General features: G+C 50.0%; 17 protein-coding genes and 1 pseudogene. 17 read left to right on the forward strand and 1 reads right to left on the reverse strand.

Annotated elements, in window-relative coordinates:
- The 3 genes from DBQ51_RS00005 to mobQ all read left to right on the forward strand — a co-directional run.
- A partial coding sequence (locus DBQ51_RS00005; protein ID WP_107630378.1) for a VanZ family protein occupies positions 1–563 on the forward strand: 563 nt, incomplete at its 5' end.
- Between the two features lie 122 nt (positions 564–685).
- Positions 686–982 (forward strand): DUF3847 domain-containing protein, encoded by a 297-nt coding sequence (locus tag DBQ51_RS00010; protein ID WP_107630379.1) that lies wholly within the window; start codon positions 686–688, stop codon positions 980–982.
- A 242-nt stretch (positions 983–1,224) separates the two neighbouring features.
- A complete protein-coding gene (gene mobQ, locus DBQ51_RS00020) occupies positions 1,225–2,742 on the forward strand; it encodes a MobQ family relaxase (protein ID WP_107630381.1) in 1,518 nt (505 codons plus the stop codon).
- A 77-nt stretch (positions 2,743–2,819) separates the two neighbouring features.
- Here mobQ and DBQ51_RS00025 read toward each other — a convergent pair whose 3' ends face one another.
- The gene (locus DBQ51_RS00025; protein ID WP_107630382.1) at positions 2,820–3,239 is read right to left on the reverse strand and encodes a nuclear transport factor 2 family protein; all 420 of its coding nucleotides are present in this window, start codon (positions 3,237–3,239) and stop codon (positions 2,820–2,822) included.
- Positions 3,240–3,328: 89 nt separating this feature from the next.
- Between DBQ51_RS00025 and DBQ51_RS00030 the strand changes: the two genes are divergently transcribed.
- From DBQ51_RS00030 to DBQ51_RS00090, 14 genes and pseudogenes are all read left to right on the forward strand, one after another.
- Entirely contained in the window at positions 3,329–5,206 is a 1,878-nt protein-coding gene (locus tag DBQ51_RS00030) for an AAA family ATPase (protein WP_107630383.1), read from the forward strand.
- 156 nt (positions 5,207–5,362) lie between these two features.
- Positions 5,363–6,865, forward strand: a pseudogene (locus tag DBQ51_RS00035) (VirD4-like conjugal transfer protein, CD1115 family); the annotation flags it as partial.
- Positions 6,858–7,028, forward strand: a complete 171-nt coding sequence (locus DBQ51_RS16725; protein ID WP_005932507.1) for a hypothetical protein — start codon at positions 6,858–6,860, stop codon at positions 7,026–7,028. The pseudogene DBQ51_RS00035 and the gene DBQ51_RS16725, both read left to right, overlap by 8 nt.
- Before the next feature lie 195 nt (positions 7,029–7,223).
- A complete protein-coding gene (locus DBQ51_RS00040; RefSeq protein ID WP_009906233.1) occupies positions 7,224–7,439 on the forward strand; it encodes a Maff2 family protein in 216 nt (71 codons plus the stop codon).
- A gap of 18 nt (positions 7,440–7,457) precedes the next feature.
- The gene (locus DBQ51_RS00045; RefSeq protein WP_021434685.1) at positions 7,458–8,327 is read left to right on the forward strand and encodes a VirB6/TrbL-like conjugal transfer protein, CD1112 family; all 870 of its coding nucleotides are present in this window, start codon (positions 7,458–7,460) and stop codon (positions 8,325–8,327) included.
- A gap of 42 nt (positions 8,328–8,369) precedes the next feature.
- A complete protein-coding gene (locus tag DBQ51_RS00050) occupies positions 8,370–8,774 on the forward strand; it encodes a PrgI family protein (protein ID WP_107630384.1) in 405 nt (134 codons plus the stop codon).
- Positions 8,722–11,151, forward strand: coding sequence for a VirB4-like conjugal transfer ATPase, CD1110 family (locus tag DBQ51_RS00055; protein ID WP_107630385.1), 2,430 nt, complete (start codon positions 8,722–8,724; stop codon positions 11,149–11,151). Before DBQ51_RS00050 ends, DBQ51_RS00055 begins: the two co-directional genes overlap by 53 nt.
- The gene (locus DBQ51_RS00060) at positions 11,148–12,107 is read left to right on the forward strand and encodes a DNA-methyltransferase (protein ID WP_077707562.1); all 960 of its coding nucleotides are present in this window, start codon (positions 11,148–11,150) and stop codon (positions 12,105–12,107) included. Before DBQ51_RS00055 ends, DBQ51_RS00060 begins: the two co-directional genes overlap by 4 nt.
- Complete coding sequence (locus DBQ51_RS00065) at positions 12,095–14,074, forward strand: CHAP domain-containing protein (RefSeq protein ID WP_407923274.1); 1,980 nt, start codon at positions 12,095–12,097, stop codon at positions 14,072–14,074. The genes DBQ51_RS00060 and DBQ51_RS00065 overlap by 13 nt, the downstream gene beginning before the upstream one ends.
- A gap of 31 nt (positions 14,075–14,105) precedes the next feature.
- Entirely contained in the window at positions 14,106–14,363 is a 258-nt protein-coding gene (locus tag DBQ51_RS00070) for a DUF4315 family protein (protein ID WP_002610330.1), read from the forward strand.
- Positions 14,353–15,081, forward strand: a complete 729-nt coding sequence (locus tag DBQ51_RS00075) for a DUF4366 domain-containing protein (RefSeq protein ID WP_165484111.1) — start codon at positions 14,353–14,355, stop codon at positions 15,079–15,081. The genes DBQ51_RS00070 and DBQ51_RS00075 overlap by 11 nt, the downstream gene beginning before the upstream one ends.
- Entirely contained in the window at positions 15,078–15,266 is a 189-nt protein-coding gene (locus tag DBQ51_RS00080) for a hypothetical protein (protein WP_077707537.1), read from the forward strand. Before DBQ51_RS00075 ends, DBQ51_RS00080 begins: the two co-directional genes overlap by 4 nt.
- 15 nt (positions 15,267–15,281) lie before the next feature.
- Entirely contained in the window at positions 15,282–17,381 is a 2,100-nt protein-coding gene (locus tag DBQ51_RS00085; protein ID WP_231310109.1) for a DNA topoisomerase 3, read from the forward strand.
- A 154-nt stretch (positions 17,382–17,535) separates the two neighbouring features.
- Positions 17,536–21,420 carry an antirestriction protein ArdA gene (locus tag DBQ51_RS00090; RefSeq protein ID WP_107630387.1) on the forward strand — a complete coding sequence of 1,295 codons (3,885 nt, stop codon included), beginning with the start codon at positions 17,536–17,538 and terminating at the stop codon, positions 21,418–21,420.

Below are 21,420 nucleotides of genomic sequence, written 5' to 3' on the forward strand. Positions count from 1 at the left end.
TTCTCATATTGTATTTTTTATATCTTAGAAAATCGGGAAGAGAGCAAAGCCTTCTTCATATTGCTGCTGTATTTGTGTTTTGCTATTATCTATTTGGAATTTTAACCGTAGCAGGTATTGGCTATACAAGCACAATATCATTTAGTCCAAAGATTTCCCTGATTCCGTTTCTCGGTATGATAACCGGACCAATAGATACTATACTTAATTTAATTTTATTTGTACCTTTAGGAGTTTTCCTGCCATTTCTGTATAAAAAGTATCATCACATAAAGACAGTTGCATTAACTGGCTTTCTATTCTCTTTATCTGTTGAAATTGTTCAGATGTTTGGCTGGGGTTCATCGGATATAAATGACCTTATTATAAATACGGCTGGAGCCTGTTTGGGATATTGGATTTATTATCTGTTATCAAAAGCTTTGCCGAATAATTTTAGAAAAAAACTTCAATCCGAGAATGTTAATGGTACGGTCGAAGTGCTTTTGTTTGTAATTTATATATATATGGTTATGGTTACAGTTCAACCCTGGGTAATCCATGATGTATTGAACATCGGATAAAGTGTTTTTTCAATATTTCAATAAACAGCACACAACATAAATAAAATAACCCACTCACAAGGGCAGCCGAGAAAATCGACTGTCCTTTTTCTATGCCTATGAGCAGAAAGGAGCAACCAACCATGACAAAACCAAAAGAGAAAACCCGCGAGGAACTGCAAGTCGAGATTGAGGACGGAAAGAAGAAAATCCGGCAGTTTGAGAACCGGGAAAAGATGTTGCGTCAGAAGTTATCCAAAGAGGAACGCAGAACGCGCAGCCACCGCCTTATCGTTCGGGGCGCAGTCTTTGAAAGCATTGTGCCGGAAGCAAAGAACATGAGCGACGAGGAAGCCGCAGCACTTCTTAGGCTTGCATTGACGAGTGAGCCGGTACGGAAATATCTGAAAAAACGAGCCGAAAGCGGAAACGCTGAATAAATCCCTTAGACACTAAGGGCGCACTTATACACCCTAACGGGCGTGTGCGCTCTGCCGAGGGCTTTATCTTCGCACAGGGATTTTACTCCGCGCTACGATTGGCGGCTTTGCCGCAGACAGGGGACGCTACACTTCCCCTGCGACAGCTTGCGCTGTCTACCCTTTTGTGTACTTGCGGAAACCGAACACCTTGCTACGCAAGCTATTCATTTTCCACAAGTTTTATATCCGCTATACTGGAGGTGATACCCATAGCCATTTACCATTGTAACATCAGCATAGTCAGCCGGGGCAAAGGTAAATCAGCCGTTGCCGCAGCCGCCTACCGAAGCGGCGAAAAGCTGACAAACGAGTGGGACGGAATGACCCACGACTACACCCGCAAAGGCGGCGTTGTCCATACCGAAATCATGCTGCCGCCCCATGCCCCGCCCTCTTTCTCTGACCGTTCTACACTATGGAACAGCGTGGAGCTTTATGAGAAAGCCGGGAACGCCCAGCTTGCGCGTGAGATTGACGCAGCACTCCCCATAGAATTATCACGAGAGGAACAGATACGGCTTGTCCGGGAATACTGTTCCTCTCAATTTGTTTCCAAAGGAATGTGCGTGGATTTTGCTATCCATGACACCGACAGCGGCAACCCCCATTGTCATATCATGCTAACTATGCGACCACTTGACGAGCGCGGCGCATGGGCGGCGAAATCTAAAAAGGAATATGACCTTGACGAGAACGGCGAGCGCATACGCTTGCCAAGCGGCAGATACAAGACCCACAAAGTTGACCTCACAGGTTGGAACGACAAAGGCAACGCCCTCTTGTGGCGTAAGGCGTGGGCTGATATTTCAAACAGCTATCTTGAACGCGCCGGAAGCACAGAGCGTATCGACCACCGCAGCAACGCCGAGAGAGGAATTGACGAGATACCTACTGTCCACATGGGCGTAGCCGCCTGCCAAATGGAGAAGAAAGGCATAGCCACCGAGAAAGGCGAACTGAACCGGACTATCCGAAAATCAAATAGACTGATAAAGGAAATCCGGGCGCAGATCGGCAACCTCAAAGAATGGATTGCCGGACTGCTTGCGGCGTGGGAAACCGCCCCAAGAAAACTACAGCCGCCGAAGTCCCCGAACCTTGCAAATCTTTTGATGAAGTATTTGAGCGTTCAGAGGGAAAAGAGCCGGAAGTATTCGCAGAACTGGCAGCATCAACACGCAGCCGACGAACTGAAAACCATATCACAGGCAGCGAATTATCTTGCGGAGCATGGTATCTCCACTCTTGACGAGTTGGACGCTTCTCTTTCCTCTGTCAGTGATGAAGCCTTTTCTATCCGGGAGGGAATGAAAACCGCCGAGCAGCGCATGAAAGAGCTGCAAAAGCTGATAGAGAACGGCGAGAATTATTTGCAGTATAAGCCCATTCATGCCGAACTGAAAAAGCTGAAAAATGGCTGGACGAACAAACGAGATAAGTATGAGGAAGCCCACCGCGCCGAGCTGACTCTATGGAACGCAGCAAGCCGCTATCTCCATGCAAATCTGACGGATACAAAGACGCTGCCTATCTCCGAATGGAAACAGGAATACGCTGACCTCAAAGCGCAGAGAGATACCGACTACACCAAACTGAAAGCTGCCCGCGCCGAAGTTGCCGAGCTTCAGAAGATACGCAAATGCGTGGATATTGCGCTGAAAGCCGAGCAGCCGGAGCAGACACAGAACCGCACCAAGCGGCAGGAACAGGAGAGATAAAGAAAAGGACGGGCAAGCTATTTTGCCTGTCCGTCCTAAATGTTTTCTGATAAAATGGACGCTATTGATACCTAATATTAAAACCAACTTGCTCTTTCGTCCCTAAATTCGGGCTGGTCACTATGCTCATAAGGATTATAATTATTCAAATTGCAACCAAACTCTTTCAATGATTTTATTTTATTATCCTTTGTCCATTCAACCAGCGAAATTCCATCAAATTCCTCTATGCTCCCATTGTTCATTTCATTTTTGAAATACCACTCCACAATCGTCTGATTTCCTTTGTGGAAAAATTGTTTGATTTCCCAAGCAACGACTTTGCCACGAGTATTCCATTCCTGAAACCAGTGTTTTACGATTTGACGGTTATTATATTTTGGACTCCAACTTTCAGTATAAATTACATCTTCTGCAAAAATATCATCAATACCTAAATCCTGTTTTGTAAGCCACATTTCAAACCATAAGTGAATAATTTTTTCTCTTTCATTCACAATCCAGCACCTCACTAACTTCCGATTTTTCGGTTTCATTCTACATCAAAACTATGAACAATTCAACCACAGAAAGAGAGGTATCAACTATGTATTACACCCAAGAACAAATAGACCGCGCCAACCAAGCCGACCTTGTTTCTTTTCTGCAAGGACAGGGCGAGCAGCTTACCCGCGCCGGACAGGAATACCGTTGGAAACGGCATGACAGCTTGACTATCCGGGGAAACAAATGGTACAGGCACAGCCAAAGCAAAGGCGGCGCACCCATTGATTTTGTCATGGAGTTTTTCGGAAAGAGCTTTACCGAAGCCGTAGAACTGCTGACGGGAGAAAAAGGCGCAGCACCGCCGCCGGACAGACCAAGCCCCGCGTCCTTTTCTGACTTCCGATTGCCGCCCCGCAATCCCGACAACCGCATAGCGAGGAACTACCTCACAGCCGTCCGCCGCATTGATGAAGATGTGTCGGGCTTTTTCTTTTCCACCGGGGATATTTACGAGGAAGCCGCCCACCATAACGCCGTATTCGTAGGGCGGGACGAGGACGGAGTACCACGCTACGCCCACCAGCGCGGCACAGCCAGGAACTTCCGGCTTGATGTGAAAGGCAGCGACAAAGCCTTTAACTTCTGCTATCGGGGCGAGGGCGAAAGATTGTTTGTCTTTGAAGCCCCTATTGACCTGTTATCTTTTCTCTGTCTGTTCAAAAAGGACTGGCAGAAGCAAAGCTATCTTGCGCTGGGTGGCGTGGGAGATAAAGCCCTTATGCGCTTTCTCTCTGACCGCCCGAACATCAAGACCGTATATCTCTGCCTTGACAGCGACCAAGCCGGAAACGACGCTTGCAGCCGCCTTGTGGAGCTTATGCCGGAGGGCTTGACCGTCCACCGCCTTATTCCTCTTTTCAAAGACTGGAACGAGGTGCAGACGCGCCGGAATGAAATCACAGACGGGAAATATCTGCGGGAAGCTGTCTATGGCTTGAAAGAGCCGCCACAGGAAGAAACCGTTGAGATTATCCGCATGAGCGAGGTTGACACACAGACCGTTGAATGGCTATGGAAACCGTATATCCCCTTTGGGAAAGTAACCATAGTACAGGGCAACCCCGGCGAGGGAAAGACCACCTTTGCGTTGCGCCTTGCCGCTGCCTGTACCACTGGCGGAGCGCTTCCGGGCATGAAGCCCATGCAGCCGTTTCAAGTGATTTATCAGACCGCCGAGGACGGTTTGGGCGATACCGTCAAGCCCCGCTTGATAGAAGCCGCCGCAGACCTTGACAGGGTGCTTGTGATTGATGAAGCAAAACGGGAGCTTACCCTGTCCGACGAGCGCATAGAGAAAGCAATCATACAGAACGGGGCGCGTCTGATTATCCTTGACCCCATACAGGCGTATATGGGCGACAAAGCCGACATGAACAAGGCAAACGAGGTGCGCCCCATTTTTCGCCGCCTTGCCGAAGTTGCGGAGCGTACCGGGTGCGCTGTTATCCTTATCGGACACCTCAACAAAGCTGCCGGAGGACAGAGCGCATACAGGGGCTTAGGTTCTATCGACTTTAGAGCCGCAGCAAGGAGCGTCCTTTTAATCGGGCGCGTGAAGCGTGAGCCGAATGTGCGTGTTATCATTCACGACAAATCTTCCCTTGCGCCGGAGGGAAAGCCCGTTGCCTTTTGCCTTGACCCGGAAACAGGCTTTGAGTGGATAGGCGAATATGATATAACCGCCGACGAGTTGCTGTCCGGCGCGGGCGGCAATAACGCCACCAAAACCGAACAGGCTGAAAAGCTGATACTTGAGCTACTGGCAAACGGAAAAGAGCTTGCCAGCGAGGACATAGAGAAAGCCGCAGTCGACGCGGGGATTTCTGCCCGTACTGTCCGGGCGGCAAAGAAAAACCTTGACGGGCGCATTACCTCAAAGCGTATCGGCGCAGCATGGTATCATGCCCTAAAAAAGTGAACTGGCAAAATCCAAGTGGCAAAATCCAGATACCTTGCCACTTTGCCACTTCGCCACTTCAACCATAATCCCACAGCCTCATGTATGACCGCGTGGGGCTTTATCGTGGAAAAAAGAGCCTATGTTGCGTCAATAACTCAAAAAGGCACTTGACAAAACGCTTCATGGGGCAACGCCGAAGATATAAAGCCCTACACAGACCCGGTATTTCAGAATAACGTGCTGCTGACACAGACGGAACGGCTTACCATGAACAGCCGCCCGAAGCAGCCGAAATATGCAAGGAATAAAAATATCCTTGTTATCGGGGGAAGCGGCAGCGGCAAGACGAGATTTTTTGTGAAGCCCAACTTAATGCAAATGCACTCAAGCTACGTTGTAACCGACCCGAAAGGTACGGTTTTAGTCGAGTGTGGGAAGCTCTTACAGCGGGGCGGCTACCGGATAAAAGTGCTGAACACGATAAACTTCAAAAAAAGCATGAAATACAATCCCTTTGCCTATATCCGCAGCGAGAAAGACATTTTGAAACTGGTAAATACCTTGATTGCCAACACCAAAGGGGACGGGGAAAAAGCCGGGGAGGATTTTTGGGTAAAATCGGAACGGCTCTTTTACTGCGCCCTTATCGGCTACATTTGGTATGAAGCCCCGGAGGAAGAAAAAAACTTCACGACGCTGCTTGAAATGATAAATGCGTCGGAAGCCCGCGAGGACGACCCGGAATTTCAGTCCCCCGTTGACCTCATGTTTGAACGGTTGGAGGAAAAAGACCCGGAACACTTTGCCGTCCGACAGTATAAGAAATTCCTGTTATCTGCGGGAAAGACACGAAGCTCTATCCTCATTTCCTGCGGTGCGCGGCTTGCCCCCTTTGACATTAAAGAGCTGCGCGACCTTATGGAAACCGACGAAATGGAGCTTGACACCATAGGCGACCGCAAGACCGCCCTGTTTGTTATCATCAGCGACACTGACGATACCTTTAACTTTGTGGTTTCAATCCTTTATACGCAGCTTTTCAATCTTCTTTGCGACAAGGCAGATGATGAATACGGCGGCAGGCTGCCCGTCCATGTGCGCTGTCTGTTAGACGAGTTTGCAAATATCGGGCAGATACCGAAGTTTGAAAAGCTCATAGCCACTATCCGAAGCCGGGAAATCTCTGCTTCAATCATTCTGCAAAGCCAGTCGCAGCTAAAGGCGATATACAAAGATAACGCCGATACCATAGCCGGCAACTGCGACACCACCCTTTTCTTGGGCGGCAAGGAGAAAACCACCCTCAAAGAAATGTCGGAAATCTTGGGGAAAGAAACCATTGACAGCTTCAATACTTCCGAGAACCGGGGGCGGGAGGTATCGCATGGGCTGAACTATCAGAAGTTAGGCAAGCAGCTTATGACGGAAGATGAAATAGCGGTTATGGACGGCGGGAAATGTATTTTACAGCTTAGAGGAGTGCGCCCGTTCTTCTCTGATAAGTACGACATTACAAAGCACCCCAACTACAAATACCTGTCTGATTATGACAAAAAAAATACCTTTGATATGGAAAAGCATTTAAGGCGCAGACCCGCCCTTGTAAAGCCGGACGAACCCTTTGACTACTACGAAATCAGCGAAGCAGATTTGCAGGAGGACACCGACCATGAATAGACGTATCCGAAAGAAAAAGGATAAGAAAATCACAGAAGCCATAAACGGACTTATCTCCATTGCCGAGTGGCAGGAAAGACAGCGGCAGGCTGCTATCCAGCAGTTTGTGAAACGGTGTGAAGCCTTGTATGAGCAGCAACGAAAGGAGGAATTGACGCAGTAACAAAATTTATGAGTGGGTGCAGAATACGCGCCCCTACTGGAAAATCCATAACGCCCACACTTAAAAACCGAATACCGCCGCGCGGCAGAATTTTACGCAGCGTGGGGACTTACGACCGCGGCAGTTACAAAACTGACCGCCGTTTTTTATGCCCTTTTTAGGGGGCAAGCCGCATTTGCGGCAGAAAGGAGCTTTATGGAATTTTTTAACTCTGCTATCGACGTATTACAGACCCTTGTTATCGCACTGGGCGCAGGCTTAGGCATTTGGGGCGTTATCAATCTCTTGGAGGGATATGGAAACGACAATCCGGGTGCAAAATCACAGGGCATTAAGCAGCTTATGGCGGGCGGCGGTGTTGCCCTTATCGGCACTATCCTTGTACCTCTGCTTTCCGGTCTGTTCGGATAAGTTTACGGAGGGTAGCCTATGGAGAGCATACTTGACGCGATTAACGAATGGATAAAGGAAATCCTTATCGGCGCGATAAACGGTAATCTGTCAACTATGTTCGGGGACGTAAACGAAAAAGTAGGCACCATTGCAGCGGAGGTAGGCAAGACCCCGCAGGGGTGGAACGCAAACATTTTCAGCATGATACAAAATCTGTCGGAAAATGTGATTGTACCCATTGCGGGGCTTGTCATTACCTATGTCCTCTGTTATGAGCTTATCAGCATGGTAACGGAAAAAAACAATATGCACGACGTTGACACTTTTATGTTCTTTAAGTGGTTTTTCAAAGCCTTTGTTGCCGTTTTCTTGGTAACGCATACCTTTGATATAACAATGGCAGTCTTTGATATGGCGCAGCATATTGTGTCCGGCGCGGCGGGGGTAATCGGCGGCGATACGAATATCGACGTAACCGAAGCCCTTGCCGCCATGCAGGAGGGACTAAAAGATATGGAAATCCCCGAACTACTGTTACTTGTCATGGAAACGAGCCTTGTAAGCCTTTGTATGAAAATCATGTCCGTACTGATAACCGTTATCCTCTACGGAAGAATGATTGAGATATACGCCTACTGTTCCGTTTCCCCTATCCCTTTTGCCACCATGACAAACCGGGAATGGGGACAGATTGGGAACAACTACCTAAAGGGGCTGTTTGCACTGGGCTTTCAAGGCTTCCTCATTATGATATGCGTCGGCATTTACGCAGTTTTAGTAGGCGAAATGGTGGTAGCGGACAATCTGCACAGCGCGATTTTTTCCCTTGCAGCCTATACCGTTATCCTCTGTTTCTCCCTGTTCAAATCCGGCGCACTGGCAAAATCTATTTTTAATGCACATTAACATAGCACAAGCGGGAAAGTCCCGCAGAAAGGAGGTTTTTTCTTGGCGTATGTACCTGTACCCAAAGACTTATCCAAAGTCAAAACAAAAGTCGCTTTCAATCTGACAAAGCGGCAAATCCTTTGTTTTTCAGTGGCACTTCTTATGGGACTGCCACTTTTCTTTTTGCTCAAGGACAGCGCAGGGACGAGCCTTGCGGCAACGGCAATGATTGTCGTCATGCTTCCCTGCTTCTTAGTTGCCATGTATGAAAAGCATGGACAGCCCCTTGAAGTGGTTGTAAAGAACATCATTCAGACAAAGTTTACCCGCCCCAAAGTGCGACCGTATCAGACGGAAAACCTATATGCACTCTTGGAGAAACAGCGGGCATTAGAAAAGGAGGTATCAGCGATTGTCAAAAGGACAGACAAAAAAGACGCGGGAAGCCGCAGGAAACAGGCGTAAGCTGACCCGCGCAGAAAAGAAACAGATAGCGGCGGTTATCCGGCAGGCAAAGGGGGACGGCAAAGCCCACACCGCACAGCAGACCATTCCCTACCTTGCCATGTACCCGGACGGTATCTGCAAAGTGGCGCAGCGGAAATATTCAAAGAGCATTGCTTTTGAGGATATTAACTATCAGCTTGCACAGGCAGACGATAAGACCGCCATTTTTGAAAACTGGTGCGATTTTCTCAACTACTTTGACGCGAGCGTGAACGTGCAGCTTTCTTTTATCAATCAAGGCTCACAGCAGGAACAGGCAGCGCGGGCAATCCATATCCCGCCCCAAAACGACGATTTTAACTCTATCCGCACCGAGTATTCCGATATGCTGAAATCGCAGCTTGCCAAAGGGAACAACGGGCTTGTAAAGCACAAGTACATCACATTTTCCATTGAAGCGGACAATCCGGCGGCAGCAAGGGCGAGGCTTTCCCGTATTGAAACCGACGTACTCAATAACTTTAAGGTGCTTGGGGTATCGGCGCACCCCTTATCCGGCTATGAACGTCTGAAAGTGCTGCATGGGGTATTCCACCCGGCAGGCGAGCCGTTCTCATTCTCCTATGACTGGCTGACCCCGACAGGGCTTACCACAAAGGACTTTATCGCCCCGTCCTCTTTCAAGTTTGGGGAGGGACGCTACTTTGCTATGGGGAAAAAGACGGGGGCGGTGTCGTTCCTTGAAATCCTTGCCCCGGAGCTGAACGACCGTATCTTAGCGGATATGTTGGACTTGGAAACAGGGGTTATTGTCAATCTCCACATTAAAAGTATCGACCAGTCGGAAGCAATCAAGACCATTAAGCGCAAAATCACAGACCTTGACAAGATGAAGATTGAGGAACAGAAAAAAGCGGTTAGAAGCGGCTACGATATTGACATACTCCCGTCTGACCTTGCTACTTTTGGGAATGAAGCAAAGAACCTGTTGCAGGATTTACAGAGCCGAAACGAGCGAATGTTTCTTCTCACGTTCCTTGTGGTAAACATGGCAGACACGAAGCGGAAACTGGAAAATGACATTTTCGCGGCGGCGGGCATTGCACAGAAATATAACTGCGCCTTGACCCGTCTTGACTATCAGCAGGAAGCGGGGCTGATGTCCTCTATCCCTTTGGGGGAGAACCTTATCCCTATTCAGAGAGGGTTGACGACGAGCAGCACCGCTATTTTTATCCCGTTCATCACACAGGAACTATTTCAGACTGGGGCTGCCCTGTATTATGGCTTAAATGCCCTGTCAAACAACATGATACTCTGCGACCGCAAGCAGCTTAAAAATCCAAACGGGCTTATCTTGGGAACACCGGGCAGCGGAAAATCCTTTGCGGCAAAGCGGGAAATCACAAATGCTTTTCTCATTACCGACGACGATATTTTTATCTGCGACCCGGAAGCGGAGTATTTTGCCCTTGTAAAACGGCTTGGCGGGCAAGTGATACGGTTATCCCCGACAGGCAAAGGTATGGACGGTACGCCCCAGTATGTGAACCCTATGGATATGAACCTCAACTATTCCGAGGACGACAGCCCCCTTGCACTGAAAAGCGATTTTATCCTTTCTCTCTGCGAGCTTGTCATTGGCGGCAAGGAGGGCTTACAGCCTGTTGATAAGACCGTCATTGACCGCGCTGTAAGAAATGTGTACCGGGACTACCTTGCCGACCCTGTACCGGAGAAAATGCCTATTTTGGGCGACCTTTACGACGAGCTGTTAAAACAGCCGGAGCCGGAAGCTGCCCGCATTGCGGCAGCATTGGAGCTGTATGTTTCCGGTAGCCTTAACGTATTCAACCACAGAACCAACGTGGAACTGAATAACCGCCTTGTTTGCTTTGATATTAAGCAGCTTGGAAAACAGCTTAAAAAGTTAGGTATGCTCATTGTGCAAGACCAGATATGGAACCGCGTTACCATTAACCGGGCAGAAAAGAAATCTACCCGCTACTATATGGACGAATTTCATTTGCTCTTAAAAGAGGAACAAACCGCCGCGTACAGTGTGGAGATTTGGAAGCGTTTCCGTAAATGGGGCGGCATACCGACAGCTATCACACAGAATATTAAGGACTTGCTTGCTTCACGCGAGGTGGAAAATATCTTTGAAAACTCTGATTTTGTCCTCATGCTCAATCAGGCGCAGGGCGACCGGGCTATCCTTGCAAAGCAGCTTAATATCTCCCCGCAACAGATGAAGTATGTAACCCATACCGAAGCAGGCGAGGGACTTATCTTTTATGGAAATGTGGTGCTGCCCTTTGTAGACCATTTCCCGAAAGATACCGAGCTTTACCGCATTATGACGACGAAGCCGGAGGAAGTGAGCAGCCTATGAAAACAGACGTGATTATCAACCGGGACGCGCTTTGTGCTTTGCAGGAATTACCCAGTGAAAGCGTCCATTGCTGCGTTACAAGCCCGCCGTACTTTGCGCTGCGGGACTATGGGCTTGACGCACAAATCGGACAGGAGGATACGCCGGAACAGTATATTGACAGGCTGACCGCTGTTTTTGGCGAGCTTTACCGGGTGCTTAGAAAGGACGGTACGTTATGGCTGAATATCGCAGACACCTATTGCGGCACAGGAAATAAAGGCGGCTATGCTGACCCGAAAAATCCAAAGGGGCGCACCGGACAGCGGATTGCAAGGAACAGCCGCGTTACCGGCTGCAAGCAAAAGGACTTAATCGGTATTCCCTGGCTCTTGGCGTTTTCCCTGCGGGAACAGGGGTGGTATCTGCGGAGCGATATTATATGGCAGAAACAAAATCCTATGCCGGAAAGCTGCAAAGACCGCCCGACCCGCTGCTATGAACATATCTTCCTGCTTTCAAAGGAAAAGAAATATTACTATGACGCTGCCGCCATTGCAGAACCCTTAGCACCTACTACCGCAGAACGGTATCGCAGAGCGCGCAGCACCAACAGCAAATACACACAGGAAATACCCGGACAAGGAAAGGTGCAGGGACTAAACCGACCGCGGGACGGTGGCTACTATGACGACGCGCTCATGCCGACCACGCGGAACAAGCGGGACGTGTGGCTGATTAACACTGTCCCATATAAAGGGGCGCATTTTGCAGCTTTTCCCCCAAAATTAGCGGAAACCTGTATCTTGGCGGGCTGTCCCAAAGGTGGGATTGTCATAGACCCGTTTTTCGGAAGCGGAACCACAGGATTTGCAGCAAAAAGCCTTGACCGCCATTATATCGGGATTGAATTAAACGCAGAGTATTGCGCCCTTGCGAGGGCGCGGATTGGAGGTGCAGGACTATCAAGCAATTAAAACCACGCGATAAAATCACACAAAAAATGACCCGCGACGGCGTGGTGGAAGTCAACGAAACACAGCAGACCGCCGAGCGTATCAGCAGCCGGGAAGCAGACAGCGACTTTTCACAGCCGGACAGTGCCGCAGCGGAACGCGTCATAGAACATCTTGACGCAGCACATACCCGAAAGGCAAACAAAAAGGCAGTCAAAAAAGAGCAGGAAGCTACTGCTTTGCGTACTTCCACTTCCCGCTTGCAGTTTACCGAGGAAGAACTTGCTGCCCCGGAACTGGAATGCTATATTGAAAAATCAAACAAAGCCGCTGACCGACTGGACGCGGCAAAAGCAGCTATCCCGAAACAAAAGAAACTGGTTAAGGAGCGCACCTTTGATGAAGCCACAGGAAAAGCAAAGACCCGCTTACGCTTTGAAGAACAGGAAAAACCGATACCCGGCGGCAAAAAAGGAAACCCGCTGTCCCGCCCCGCACAGGAAGCAAGGATTTTCGTCCACAACAAGATACATTCCGTTGAAAAGGACAATTCCGGCGTTGAGGGGGCGCATAAATCAGAGGAACTTGCCGAGCGCGGCGCGAAATACGGGGCGCGGAAATTAAAACAGGGCTACCGCAGCCATAAGCTCAAACCCTACCGGGAAGCAGCAAAGGCAGAAAAGGCAGCATTTAAGGCAAACGTCAACTTCCAGTATCACAAGACCCTGCACGACAACCCGCAGCTTACCTCTAACCCTCTTTCCCGTTTCATGCAGAAACAGCAGATAAAACGCCAGTATGCAAAGGCGGCAAAAAACGGCGGGGCAAAAGCCGCAGCGGAAGCCACAAGAAAGACGGCGAAGAAAACCGCCGAGGAAACGCGGAAAGCCGCCGCATTTGCGGCAAGACACCCGGCGGGCATTTTGATTGCAGTTGCCGCACTGCTTCTCTTTATTATGATTTCCGCAGGGCTGTCCTCTTGCGGGGCTATGTTTTCCGGCTTGACAAACGGGGTGCTTGGCACGTCCTACACGTCCGAGGACAGCGACCTTGTGGCAGTTGAAAACAACTATGCTGCATTGGAAAACGGGCTGCAAAGTGAGATTGATGCTATCGAAAGCACCCACCCCGGCTATGATGAATACCGCTATGACCTTGACAGTATCGGGCATAACCCCCACGAATTAGCGTCTTACTTGACTGCCCTCTTGCAGAGCTACACCCCGCAGAGCGCACAGGCAGAGCTTGAACGTATCTTTGCCATGCAGTACACCTTGACGCTGACCGAGGAAGTGGAAATACGCTACCGCACCGAAACAAGCACCGACCCGGAAACCGGGGAAACAACCACCGAGGAAGTCCCTTATGAGTATCACATCTTGAATGTCAAACTGGAAAACAAGCCGATTTCCTCTTTTGTATCGGAGCTTTTAACGCCACAGCAGCTTGAAATGTTCCATGTCTACTTGGAAACAAGCGGCAACAAACCGTTGATTTTCGGCGGCGGTTCTCCCGACGGAAGCCCGTCCGAGGATTTAAGCGGCGTGGAGTTTGTAAACGGTACGCGCCCCGGAAATCAAGAACTTATGGAGCTTGCAAAGCAGCAAGTCGGAAACGTGGGCGGCTACCCTTACTGGTCTTGGTACGGCTTTAACAGCCGCGTGGAATGGTGCGCCTGCTTTGTGTCATGGTGCTACAATCAAGCCGGAAAAAGCGAACCCCGCTTTGCGGGCTGCGAATGGCAGGGTGTCCCTTGGTTTCAGTCAAGGGGACAATGGGGCGCACGCGGCTATGAGAATATCGCACCGGGCGACGCTATCTTTTTCGATTGGGATTTAGACGGCGTTGCCGACCATGTGGGGCTTGTGCTTGGCAGGGACGAAAGCCGCGTCTATACCGTTGAGGGCAATTCCGGCGACGCCTGCAAGATAAAGAGCTATGACCTTAACTATCAATGTATCAAAGGCTACGGGTTGATGAACTGGTAAAGCAGCCCCAAAAAGAAAGGAGAAATGACCTATGGCAAACAATAAAATCGACCGTATCAATAAGGAAATCGCAAAGACCCGCGAGAAAATCACAGAGTATCAGAACAAGTTAAAAGGACTGGAAGCACAGAAAACCGAAGCGGAAAACCTTGAAATCGTGCAGCTTGTACGAGCTATGCGTCTGACCCCGCAGGAACTTAACGCTATGTTGTCCGGCGGCGGTATTCCCGGCATGACTGCCGCACCCGCAGAAGAAAACGAACAGGAGGAAAATGCAGATGAAGAATAAACTGAAAAAGACCATGACCGCCCTTTGTGCCGCCCTTATCCTTATGGGCGGTTTTTCTGTCCCTGCCTATGCACAGGGCGCAGCCACAGAGCCGCCCGCAGATAATGCGACCAACGACAGCAACGTAGTTGTGGAGGAAAAAGAAGAAACGCCACCCCTTACCCCAAAGGGCAACGCAACACTGGTAGACGATTTCGGCGGCAATAAGCAGCTTATCACTGTTACCACCAAAGGCGGCAACTATTTCTATATCCTCATTGACCGCGCCGCCGAGGGCGAACAGACCGTACATTTCCTAAATCAAGTGGACGAAGCTGACCTTATGGCACTGACCGAAAACGGCGAAGCTGCCAAAAAGCCGGAAATCTGTAACTGTACAGAAAAATGCGAAGCCGGAAAGGTAAACACGTCCTGCCCGGTATGTGTTACCAGTATGACAGGCTGCACAGGCAAAGAACCTACCCCAACACCAACGGAGCAGCCGGAAGAACCGAAAGAAAAAGGCGGCAATCCCGGTGTGGTGCTTGCCTTAGTCCTCTTTGTGCTGCTTGGTGGCGGCGCAGCGTTCTACTACTTTAAGTTTCTAAAGCCGAAGCAGAATGTAAAGGGCGATACCGACCTTGAAGATTTTGAATTTGAGGATTACGACGAGGACGAGCCGGAAGCAGATACCGGGGAAGTTTCCAAAGAGAAAGAAACGGAGGACGAAACCCTATGACCCTGTTTACCGACAACCCCTTTGAAAAGATGATGATACAGAAACCGAACGGGCGGCGTGATAATGCGCCGCCTGTTCCTTATCCCCCGGCTTGCGCTTCCTGCCCTTATAAGGGGCAGTCCCCTTGTGTGGGGTACTGTCTGAAACAGGTACAGAAGAAAAAAGAAGCCGAGCCGGAACGCTGAAAGGAGGATTTTTTATTGACTTCACATATCTTAGTTATCGCAGAAAAGCCCAGTGTGGCGCAGACAATCGCTGCCGTACTTGGGGCAAAGGAAAAGAAAGACGGATTTCTCACAGGAAGCGGCTACATTGTTTCTTGGTGCGTGGGACATTTAGTAGGGCTTGCGGAAGCTGCCGCCTACGGGGAACAGTATAAAAAGTGGAGCTATGACAGCTTACCGATTTTGCCGCAGGAATGGAAGTACACCGTTGCTTCTGACAAGGAAAAGCAATTCAAAACCCTAAAAGAGCTTATGCACCGGGCAGACGTTTCCGAAGTCGTCAATGCCTGCGACGCAGGGCGCGAGGGCGAACTCATTTTCCGCTTTGTCTATGAAATGGCGGGCTGCAAGAAACCTATGCGCCGCCTTTGGATTTCTTCTATGGAGGACAGCGCAATCAAAGAGGGCTTTTCCCGTCTGAAGAACGGCGAGGAATACGACGCGCTCTTTGCTTCCGCATTGTGCAGGGCAAAGGCTGACTGGCTTATCGGTATCAACGCCACCCGTCTTTTCTCTGTCCTTTACAACCACACCTTGAACGTGGGACGCGTACAGACCCCGACCTTAAAAATGCTTGTTGACCGGGACGCAGCGATTACCACTTTCAAGAAAGAAAAATACTACCATGTGCGCCTTGCCTTATCCGGAGCGGAAGCTGCAAGTGAAAAACTGTCTAACCGTTCCGAAGCTGACAGGCTGAAAGCTGCTTGTGAAGCGTCGTGGGCAGCCTGCACTTCCCTTGTGAAAGAGAAAAAGACCGCAGCCCCGCCGAAGCTCTTTGACCTTACTTCTTTACAGAGGGAAGCAAACCGCCTGTTCGGTTATACCGCAAAGCAGACCCTTGACCTTGCACAAGCCCTGTATGAAAAGCGTTTGCTTACTTATCCGAGAACCGACAGCGCATTTCTGACCGACGACATGGGCGACACAGCGGCGGGCATTATCAAGCTGCTTTGCGGAAAGTTTTCTTTTATGGCGGGAAAAGACTTCACGCCGGAGCTTGGAAAGGTGCTGAACAGTAAAAAGGTATCAGACCACCATGCCATTATCCCGACTATGGAGCTTGCAAAGACTGACCTTACCGCGCTGCCGGAAAGCGAAAGGAATATCCTTACCCTTGCCGGGGCGCGTCTGCTCATGGCGACCGCTGCACCGCATACCTTTGAAGCGGTTACAGCAGTTTTTGAATGTGCCGGACAGTCTTTTATCGCAAGGGGAAAAACGGTGCTGTCCGACGGGTGGAAAGAGATTGACCGAAGATACAGGGCAGCCTTAAAGAACAAGCCCGAAACGGACGACGCAGACAGTGACACAGAAAAGACCCTGCCGCCATTTACCGAGGGACAGACCTTTGAAAATCCGACGGCAAAGGTAACGGAGCATGACACAACACCGCCAAAACCTCACAACGAAGCGTCGCTGCTCTCTGCTATGGAGCGCGCCGGAAGTGAGGACACCGACCCGGACGCAGAACGCAAAGGGCTTGGAACTCCCGCCACCCGTGCCGCCGTCATTGAAAAACTGGTAAAGGGCGGCTTTGTGGAGCGAAAAGGCAAGCAGCTACTTCCCACAAAGGACGGTATCAATCTTGTGTGTGTCCTGCCGGACACCTTGACAAGCCCGCAGCTTACCGCAGAATGGGAAAACAATCTGACGCAGATTGCCAAAGGCAAGGCAGACCCCGCCGCATTTATGGAGGGTATCGAGGATATGGCGCGGAAACTGGTAAAGACCTATCCGTTTCTTTCTGATGATAAAGCGCAGATGTTCAAGCCGGAACGGGAAGCGTTGGGAAGCTGCCCCCGCTGCGGTTCTCCCGTCTATGAGGGAAAGAAAAACTACTATTGCAGCAATAGGGAATGTAGCTTTACCATGTGGAAAAATGACCGTTTCTTTGAAGAACGAAAAGTAACCTTTACCCCGAAAATTGCCGCTGCACTCTTACAATCCGGCAAGGTAAATGTGAAAAAGCTCTATTCCCCAAAGACGGGCAAAACCTACGACGGAACTATCGTATTGGCTGATACGGGCGGGAAATATGTCAACTACCGCATTGAACTGTCGAAGAAGAAATAACTGAATAGCAAGCATAGGAAAAGAGTACCCTTTTCCGTAAAATCCCTGCTTTCTCTACCGAGAACGGCGGGGATTTTTGCTTGTTGGGAAGTTTCCCAAACCCTCTGTTTTATGGAGGGTTTTACCCTCTGAAACCGAAGAAAGGAGGTTACACATGGCAAGTTTACGGGACACCGTAAAGGACTATCAAGAAGAATTAAGGGACGGTATCGCTTGGGTGGCGTTTTGGAAAACGGGACGTTCTTGGAACGCTGAATATTTCCACCTTGGAATGGGCGACTACCTCTACCCGGAGGACAGAAGCCGCATGGAAGAAATCAAGCAGGCTGACCCCGCCGCCGTTGTGGTAAACGGCTATTATTCCGGCTATCTTGGCGAGGATATGAGCCTTGACGAACTGACCGCCGGGGTGCGCCGCCACTATGAAAACGGATATAGCAATATCGGGGAATTTATCGAAGCCCACGACGACAGGCTGCCGCCGGAGCTTATCGAGGAAGCAAGAGCCGCCGCCCACGCTGCGGGGCTTCCTTTCTCTGAAAAAGCCTACCGGGACGGCGAAGAACCCGACCCCTATCTATTTGACGGGAGCATGAGCATGGAGGATTACGAACTTATGCACCGCATGATTGAAAACGAAAGGAGTGAACGCATGGCAGAAACGATTTTAAGCGGGTATCTTTCTAATCTTGGAAAGTACACCGAGGGCAGACCTGCGGGCGAATGGGTATCATTCCCCACGACTGCCGAGCATTTGAAAGAAGTCTTTGACCGTATCGGGATAGACGGCAAAAACTACGGGGAGCTGCACATCACAGAATACCAGTCCTCTATTGCGGGACTGGCAGGGAAATTGACCGAGCTTGAAAGCCTTGACGAGCTGAACTATTTGAGCGAACTTTTGAAAATGCAGTTTGACGACGACCGGGAAAAATTTGTCGCAGCTATGGCATACGGCGACCATACAAGGGACTTGCAGGACATTATCAACCTTGCACAAAACCTTGATTGTTACTGGCTTTATCCGTCCGTACAGAGTGAGGAAGATTACGGGCATTATCTGATTGAGGAACTGGACGAGTTGGAGCTGCCCGAAGGAGCAAAAAAATATTTCATGTATGAGGAATACGGGCGGGACGCTGCTATCAATGACGGGGGCAGATTTACCGAGCAGGGCTATATCTACAATAACCGCAACACCTTTACACAGTGGTACGACGGGCGCGACGTGCCGGAGGAATACCGGGTAACGCCGCAGCCGCCAGTACAGGAAAAGGAACAGGCAGACCTTGACGTTGCCGTAACCATACAAACCGCCGCCACAGAGCAGCCCCCGGTTCTCCCGATTATCCTATCTTCTGAAAAGCCCGCCGACAAAATGAAAGAGATTACCGACCGACTGGAACAAGGGATTTTAGGACTGTATGAAAGCGACCGTTACGCCGACTATCTGCGTACTATGTCAAAATTCCATGATTACAGCCTTAACAATACAATCCTTATCGCCATGCAGGGCGGCAACCTTGTGAAAGGCTATAAACAGTGGGAAAAGGAATTTGACCGCCATGTAAAGCCCGGAGAAAAAGCTATCAAGATACTTGCACCGTCCCCGTTTACCGTTAAGAAACAAGTGGAAAAAATCGACCCGGACACCCAAAAGCCTGTTTTCGATAAGGACGGGAAACCTGTTACCGAAGAAAAAGAAATCAAGATACCCGCTTTTCGTGTAGTATCTGTCTTTGATATTTCACAGACCGAGGGAAAGGAGCTTCCTGCCCTTACCTATGAGCTGACGGGCAACGTGGAACAATACAAGGATTTTTTCGCTGCCCTTGAAAAGACTTCCCCGTTTGCTATGGGATTTGAAGCACTAAGCGGCGGCGTAAAAGGACGCTGCAATTATGAGGAAAAGCGTATCTTCATCAACGAGGGTATGGACGAATTGCAGAATATCAAGACCGCAATCCATGAAATCGCCCACGCCACGCTGCATGATACCGCCCTTGCTATGCCGGAACGCCCCGACCGCCGCACCCGCGAGGTACAGGCAGAAAGCGTCGCCTATGCTGTCTGCCAACATTACGGGCTTGATACGTCGGACTATTCTTTTGGATATATCGCCGGGTGGATCAGCGGAAAAGAACTTGCAGAACTGAAAGGCTCTCTTGAAACAATCCGCAGCACCGCCGCGAAGCTGATTGATACCATAGACGGGCATTTTGCAGAAATCCAAAAGGCACAGGATAAAGAACAGACCACCGAACAGGCACAGCCCGCACAGGAAGCTACCAAACAGCCCGAAGCAGAAACAGCCGCGCCGGAGCTTTCCGAAGAAACAACCCCGGTACAGGAAAAAGAAGCACAGACCGAGCCGGAAGCTGATACAGGCGTAAGCAGCGAAACACCGCAGACCACACAGCCGGAACAGGTAGCCCCCGTCGCCCCTTATTACACTATCAATGAAGCTGCCGCCAAACGTGCAAAGGATATGAACAGCTTTTCCGATTATAAGCAAGGCAGCGCGACGGCTGAATACAGGCATTACGTTGATGAAGCCGTACAGCTTGCAGAAAGGCAGAAACAGCGGGTAGACCCGATGTACCATGAGAAAATCGACAGCCTGCTTGATACCTACGCCCGGAAATTGGCGGCGAACATGAACAAAGGCTATGAGATTGACGCTCGTGTTCCCTCTATCCTGATTGCGGGCGGCTCTAACTTTCCCACAAGGAAGAAAGAAAAGCAGAACGCAGCCCGCGACAGCAATTACCGTGAATGGCAGGACATACAAGGGCTTCTTGATAAAATCCGCAGTACCGGCATGGGCGGTATCAGTGCAGACGACCCGCAGGCAGTACAGAAGTTAGAAAAGAAACTGGAAAGCCTTGAAAAATCACAGGAAACCATGAAAGCCGTAAACGCTTATTACCGTAAGCATAAGACCCTTGACGGCTGCCCGCATTTACCGCCGGAGGAACTGGAAAAACTGAAAGCGGACATGGCGAGCAGTTGGCATTTGGAGGACAAGCCCTTTGCGACTTGGGCGTTATCCAACAACAGCGCAGAAATCCGGCGTGTAAAAGACCGTATCAAATCCCTTTCACAGCAAAAAGAAATTGGTTTTGTCGGTTGGGAATTTGACGGCGGCAAGGTGGAAGCAAACACCGAAGCGAACCGACTGCAAATCTTCTTTGAGGATAAGCCGGACGAAGCCACGCGGGAAGCCTTAAAAAGTAATGGCTTCCGTTGGTCGCCAAAAGCAGGGGCATGGCAGCGGCAGCTTACCAGTAACGCTTACTATGCGGCTGATTATGTGAAAGCGATTGCACCCCTTACCGGGGAAAAGCCGACCGAGTTACAGCGGGCGCATATCCGGCAGCAAAAGGTAGCTGCACAGGAACAACCTGCACAGGGGCAGCCGGAACAGGAAGCCCCACAGCACAAAGACACCTTTTCCATTTATCAGATAAAAGGCGGGGACGAAACAAGAGATTTGCGCTTTGAACCTTACGACCGTCTGACTGCCACAGGACACCGGGTAGACCCGAAAAACTATGCGCTTGTCTATTCCGCAGAGCTTACGCCGGGGACTTCCCTTGAAGATATTTACACCCGCTTCAATATCGACCACCCGAAAGATTTTAAGGGACACAGCCTTTCCGTTTCCGACGTGGTGGTGCTTCATCAGAACGGGCAGGACACCGCCCACTATGTAGACAGCTTTGGTTATAAGGACGTACCGGAATTTTTGCAGCCGGAAAACTATCTAAAAACTGCCGAGCAGACCACCGAGCAAAACTACAACATGATTGACGGGCAGATAAACAACACCCCGACCGCTGCGGAACTGGAGGAAAAGGCAAAAGCCGGGGAACAGATTTCCCTTGTAGAATACGCCAAAGCATTGAAAACCGATAAGGAACGCGGCAAGTCTGCCAAACAGGAAAAGCCCTCTATCCGGGCGCAGCTTAAAGCAGCGAAAGAACAGACACCGAAGAAACAGGCAAAACAGAAAACACAGGATTTGGAAAGGAGCTGA

This window comes from Agathobaculum massiliense, assembly GCF_900291975.1.
In the GTDB taxonomy this organism is placed as follows: domain Bacteria; phylum Bacillota; class Clostridia; order Oscillospirales; family Butyricicoccaceae; genus Agathobaculum; species Agathobaculum ammoniilyticum.

Bases quoted from the DNA above. Each gene is read 5' to 3' on its own strand.
- DBQ51_RS00045 (WP_021434685.1), top strand. From the start codon at position 7,458: ATGGAGAGCATACTTGACGCGATTAACGAATGGATAAAGGAAATCCTT.
- DBQ51_RS00060 (WP_077707562.1), top strand. From the start codon at position 11,148: ATGAAAACAGACGTGATTATCAACCGGGACGCGCTTTGTGCTTTGCAG.
- DBQ51_RS00010 (WP_107630379.1), top strand. From the start codon at position 686: ATGACAAAACCAAAAGAGAAAACCCGCGAGGAACTGCAAGTCGAGATT.
- DBQ51_RS00040 (WP_009906233.1), top strand. From the start codon at position 7,224: ATGGAATTTTTTAACTCTGCTATCGACGTATTACAGACCCTTGTTATC.
- DBQ51_RS00080 (WP_077707537.1), top strand. From the start codon at position 15,078: ATGACCCTGTTTACCGACAACCCCTTTGAAAAGATGATGATACAGAAA.
- DBQ51_RS00075 (WP_165484111.1), top strand. From the start codon at position 14,353: ATGAAGAATAAACTGAAAAAGACCATGACCGCCCTTTGTGCCGCCCTT.
- DBQ51_RS00070 (WP_002610330.1), top strand. From the start codon at position 14,106: ATGGCAAACAATAAAATCGACCGTATCAATAAGGAAATCGCAAAGACC.
- DBQ51_RS16725 (WP_005932507.1), top strand. From the start codon at position 6,858: ATGAATAGACGTATCCGAAAGAAAAAGGATAAGAAAATCACAGAAGCC.
- DBQ51_RS00030 (WP_107630383.1), top strand. From the start codon at position 3,329: ATGTATTACACCCAAGAACAAATAGACCGCGCCAACCAAGCCGACCTT.
- DBQ51_RS00090 (WP_107630387.1), top strand. From the start codon at position 17,536: ATGGCAAGTTTACGGGACACCGTAAAGGACTATCAAGAAGAATTAAGG.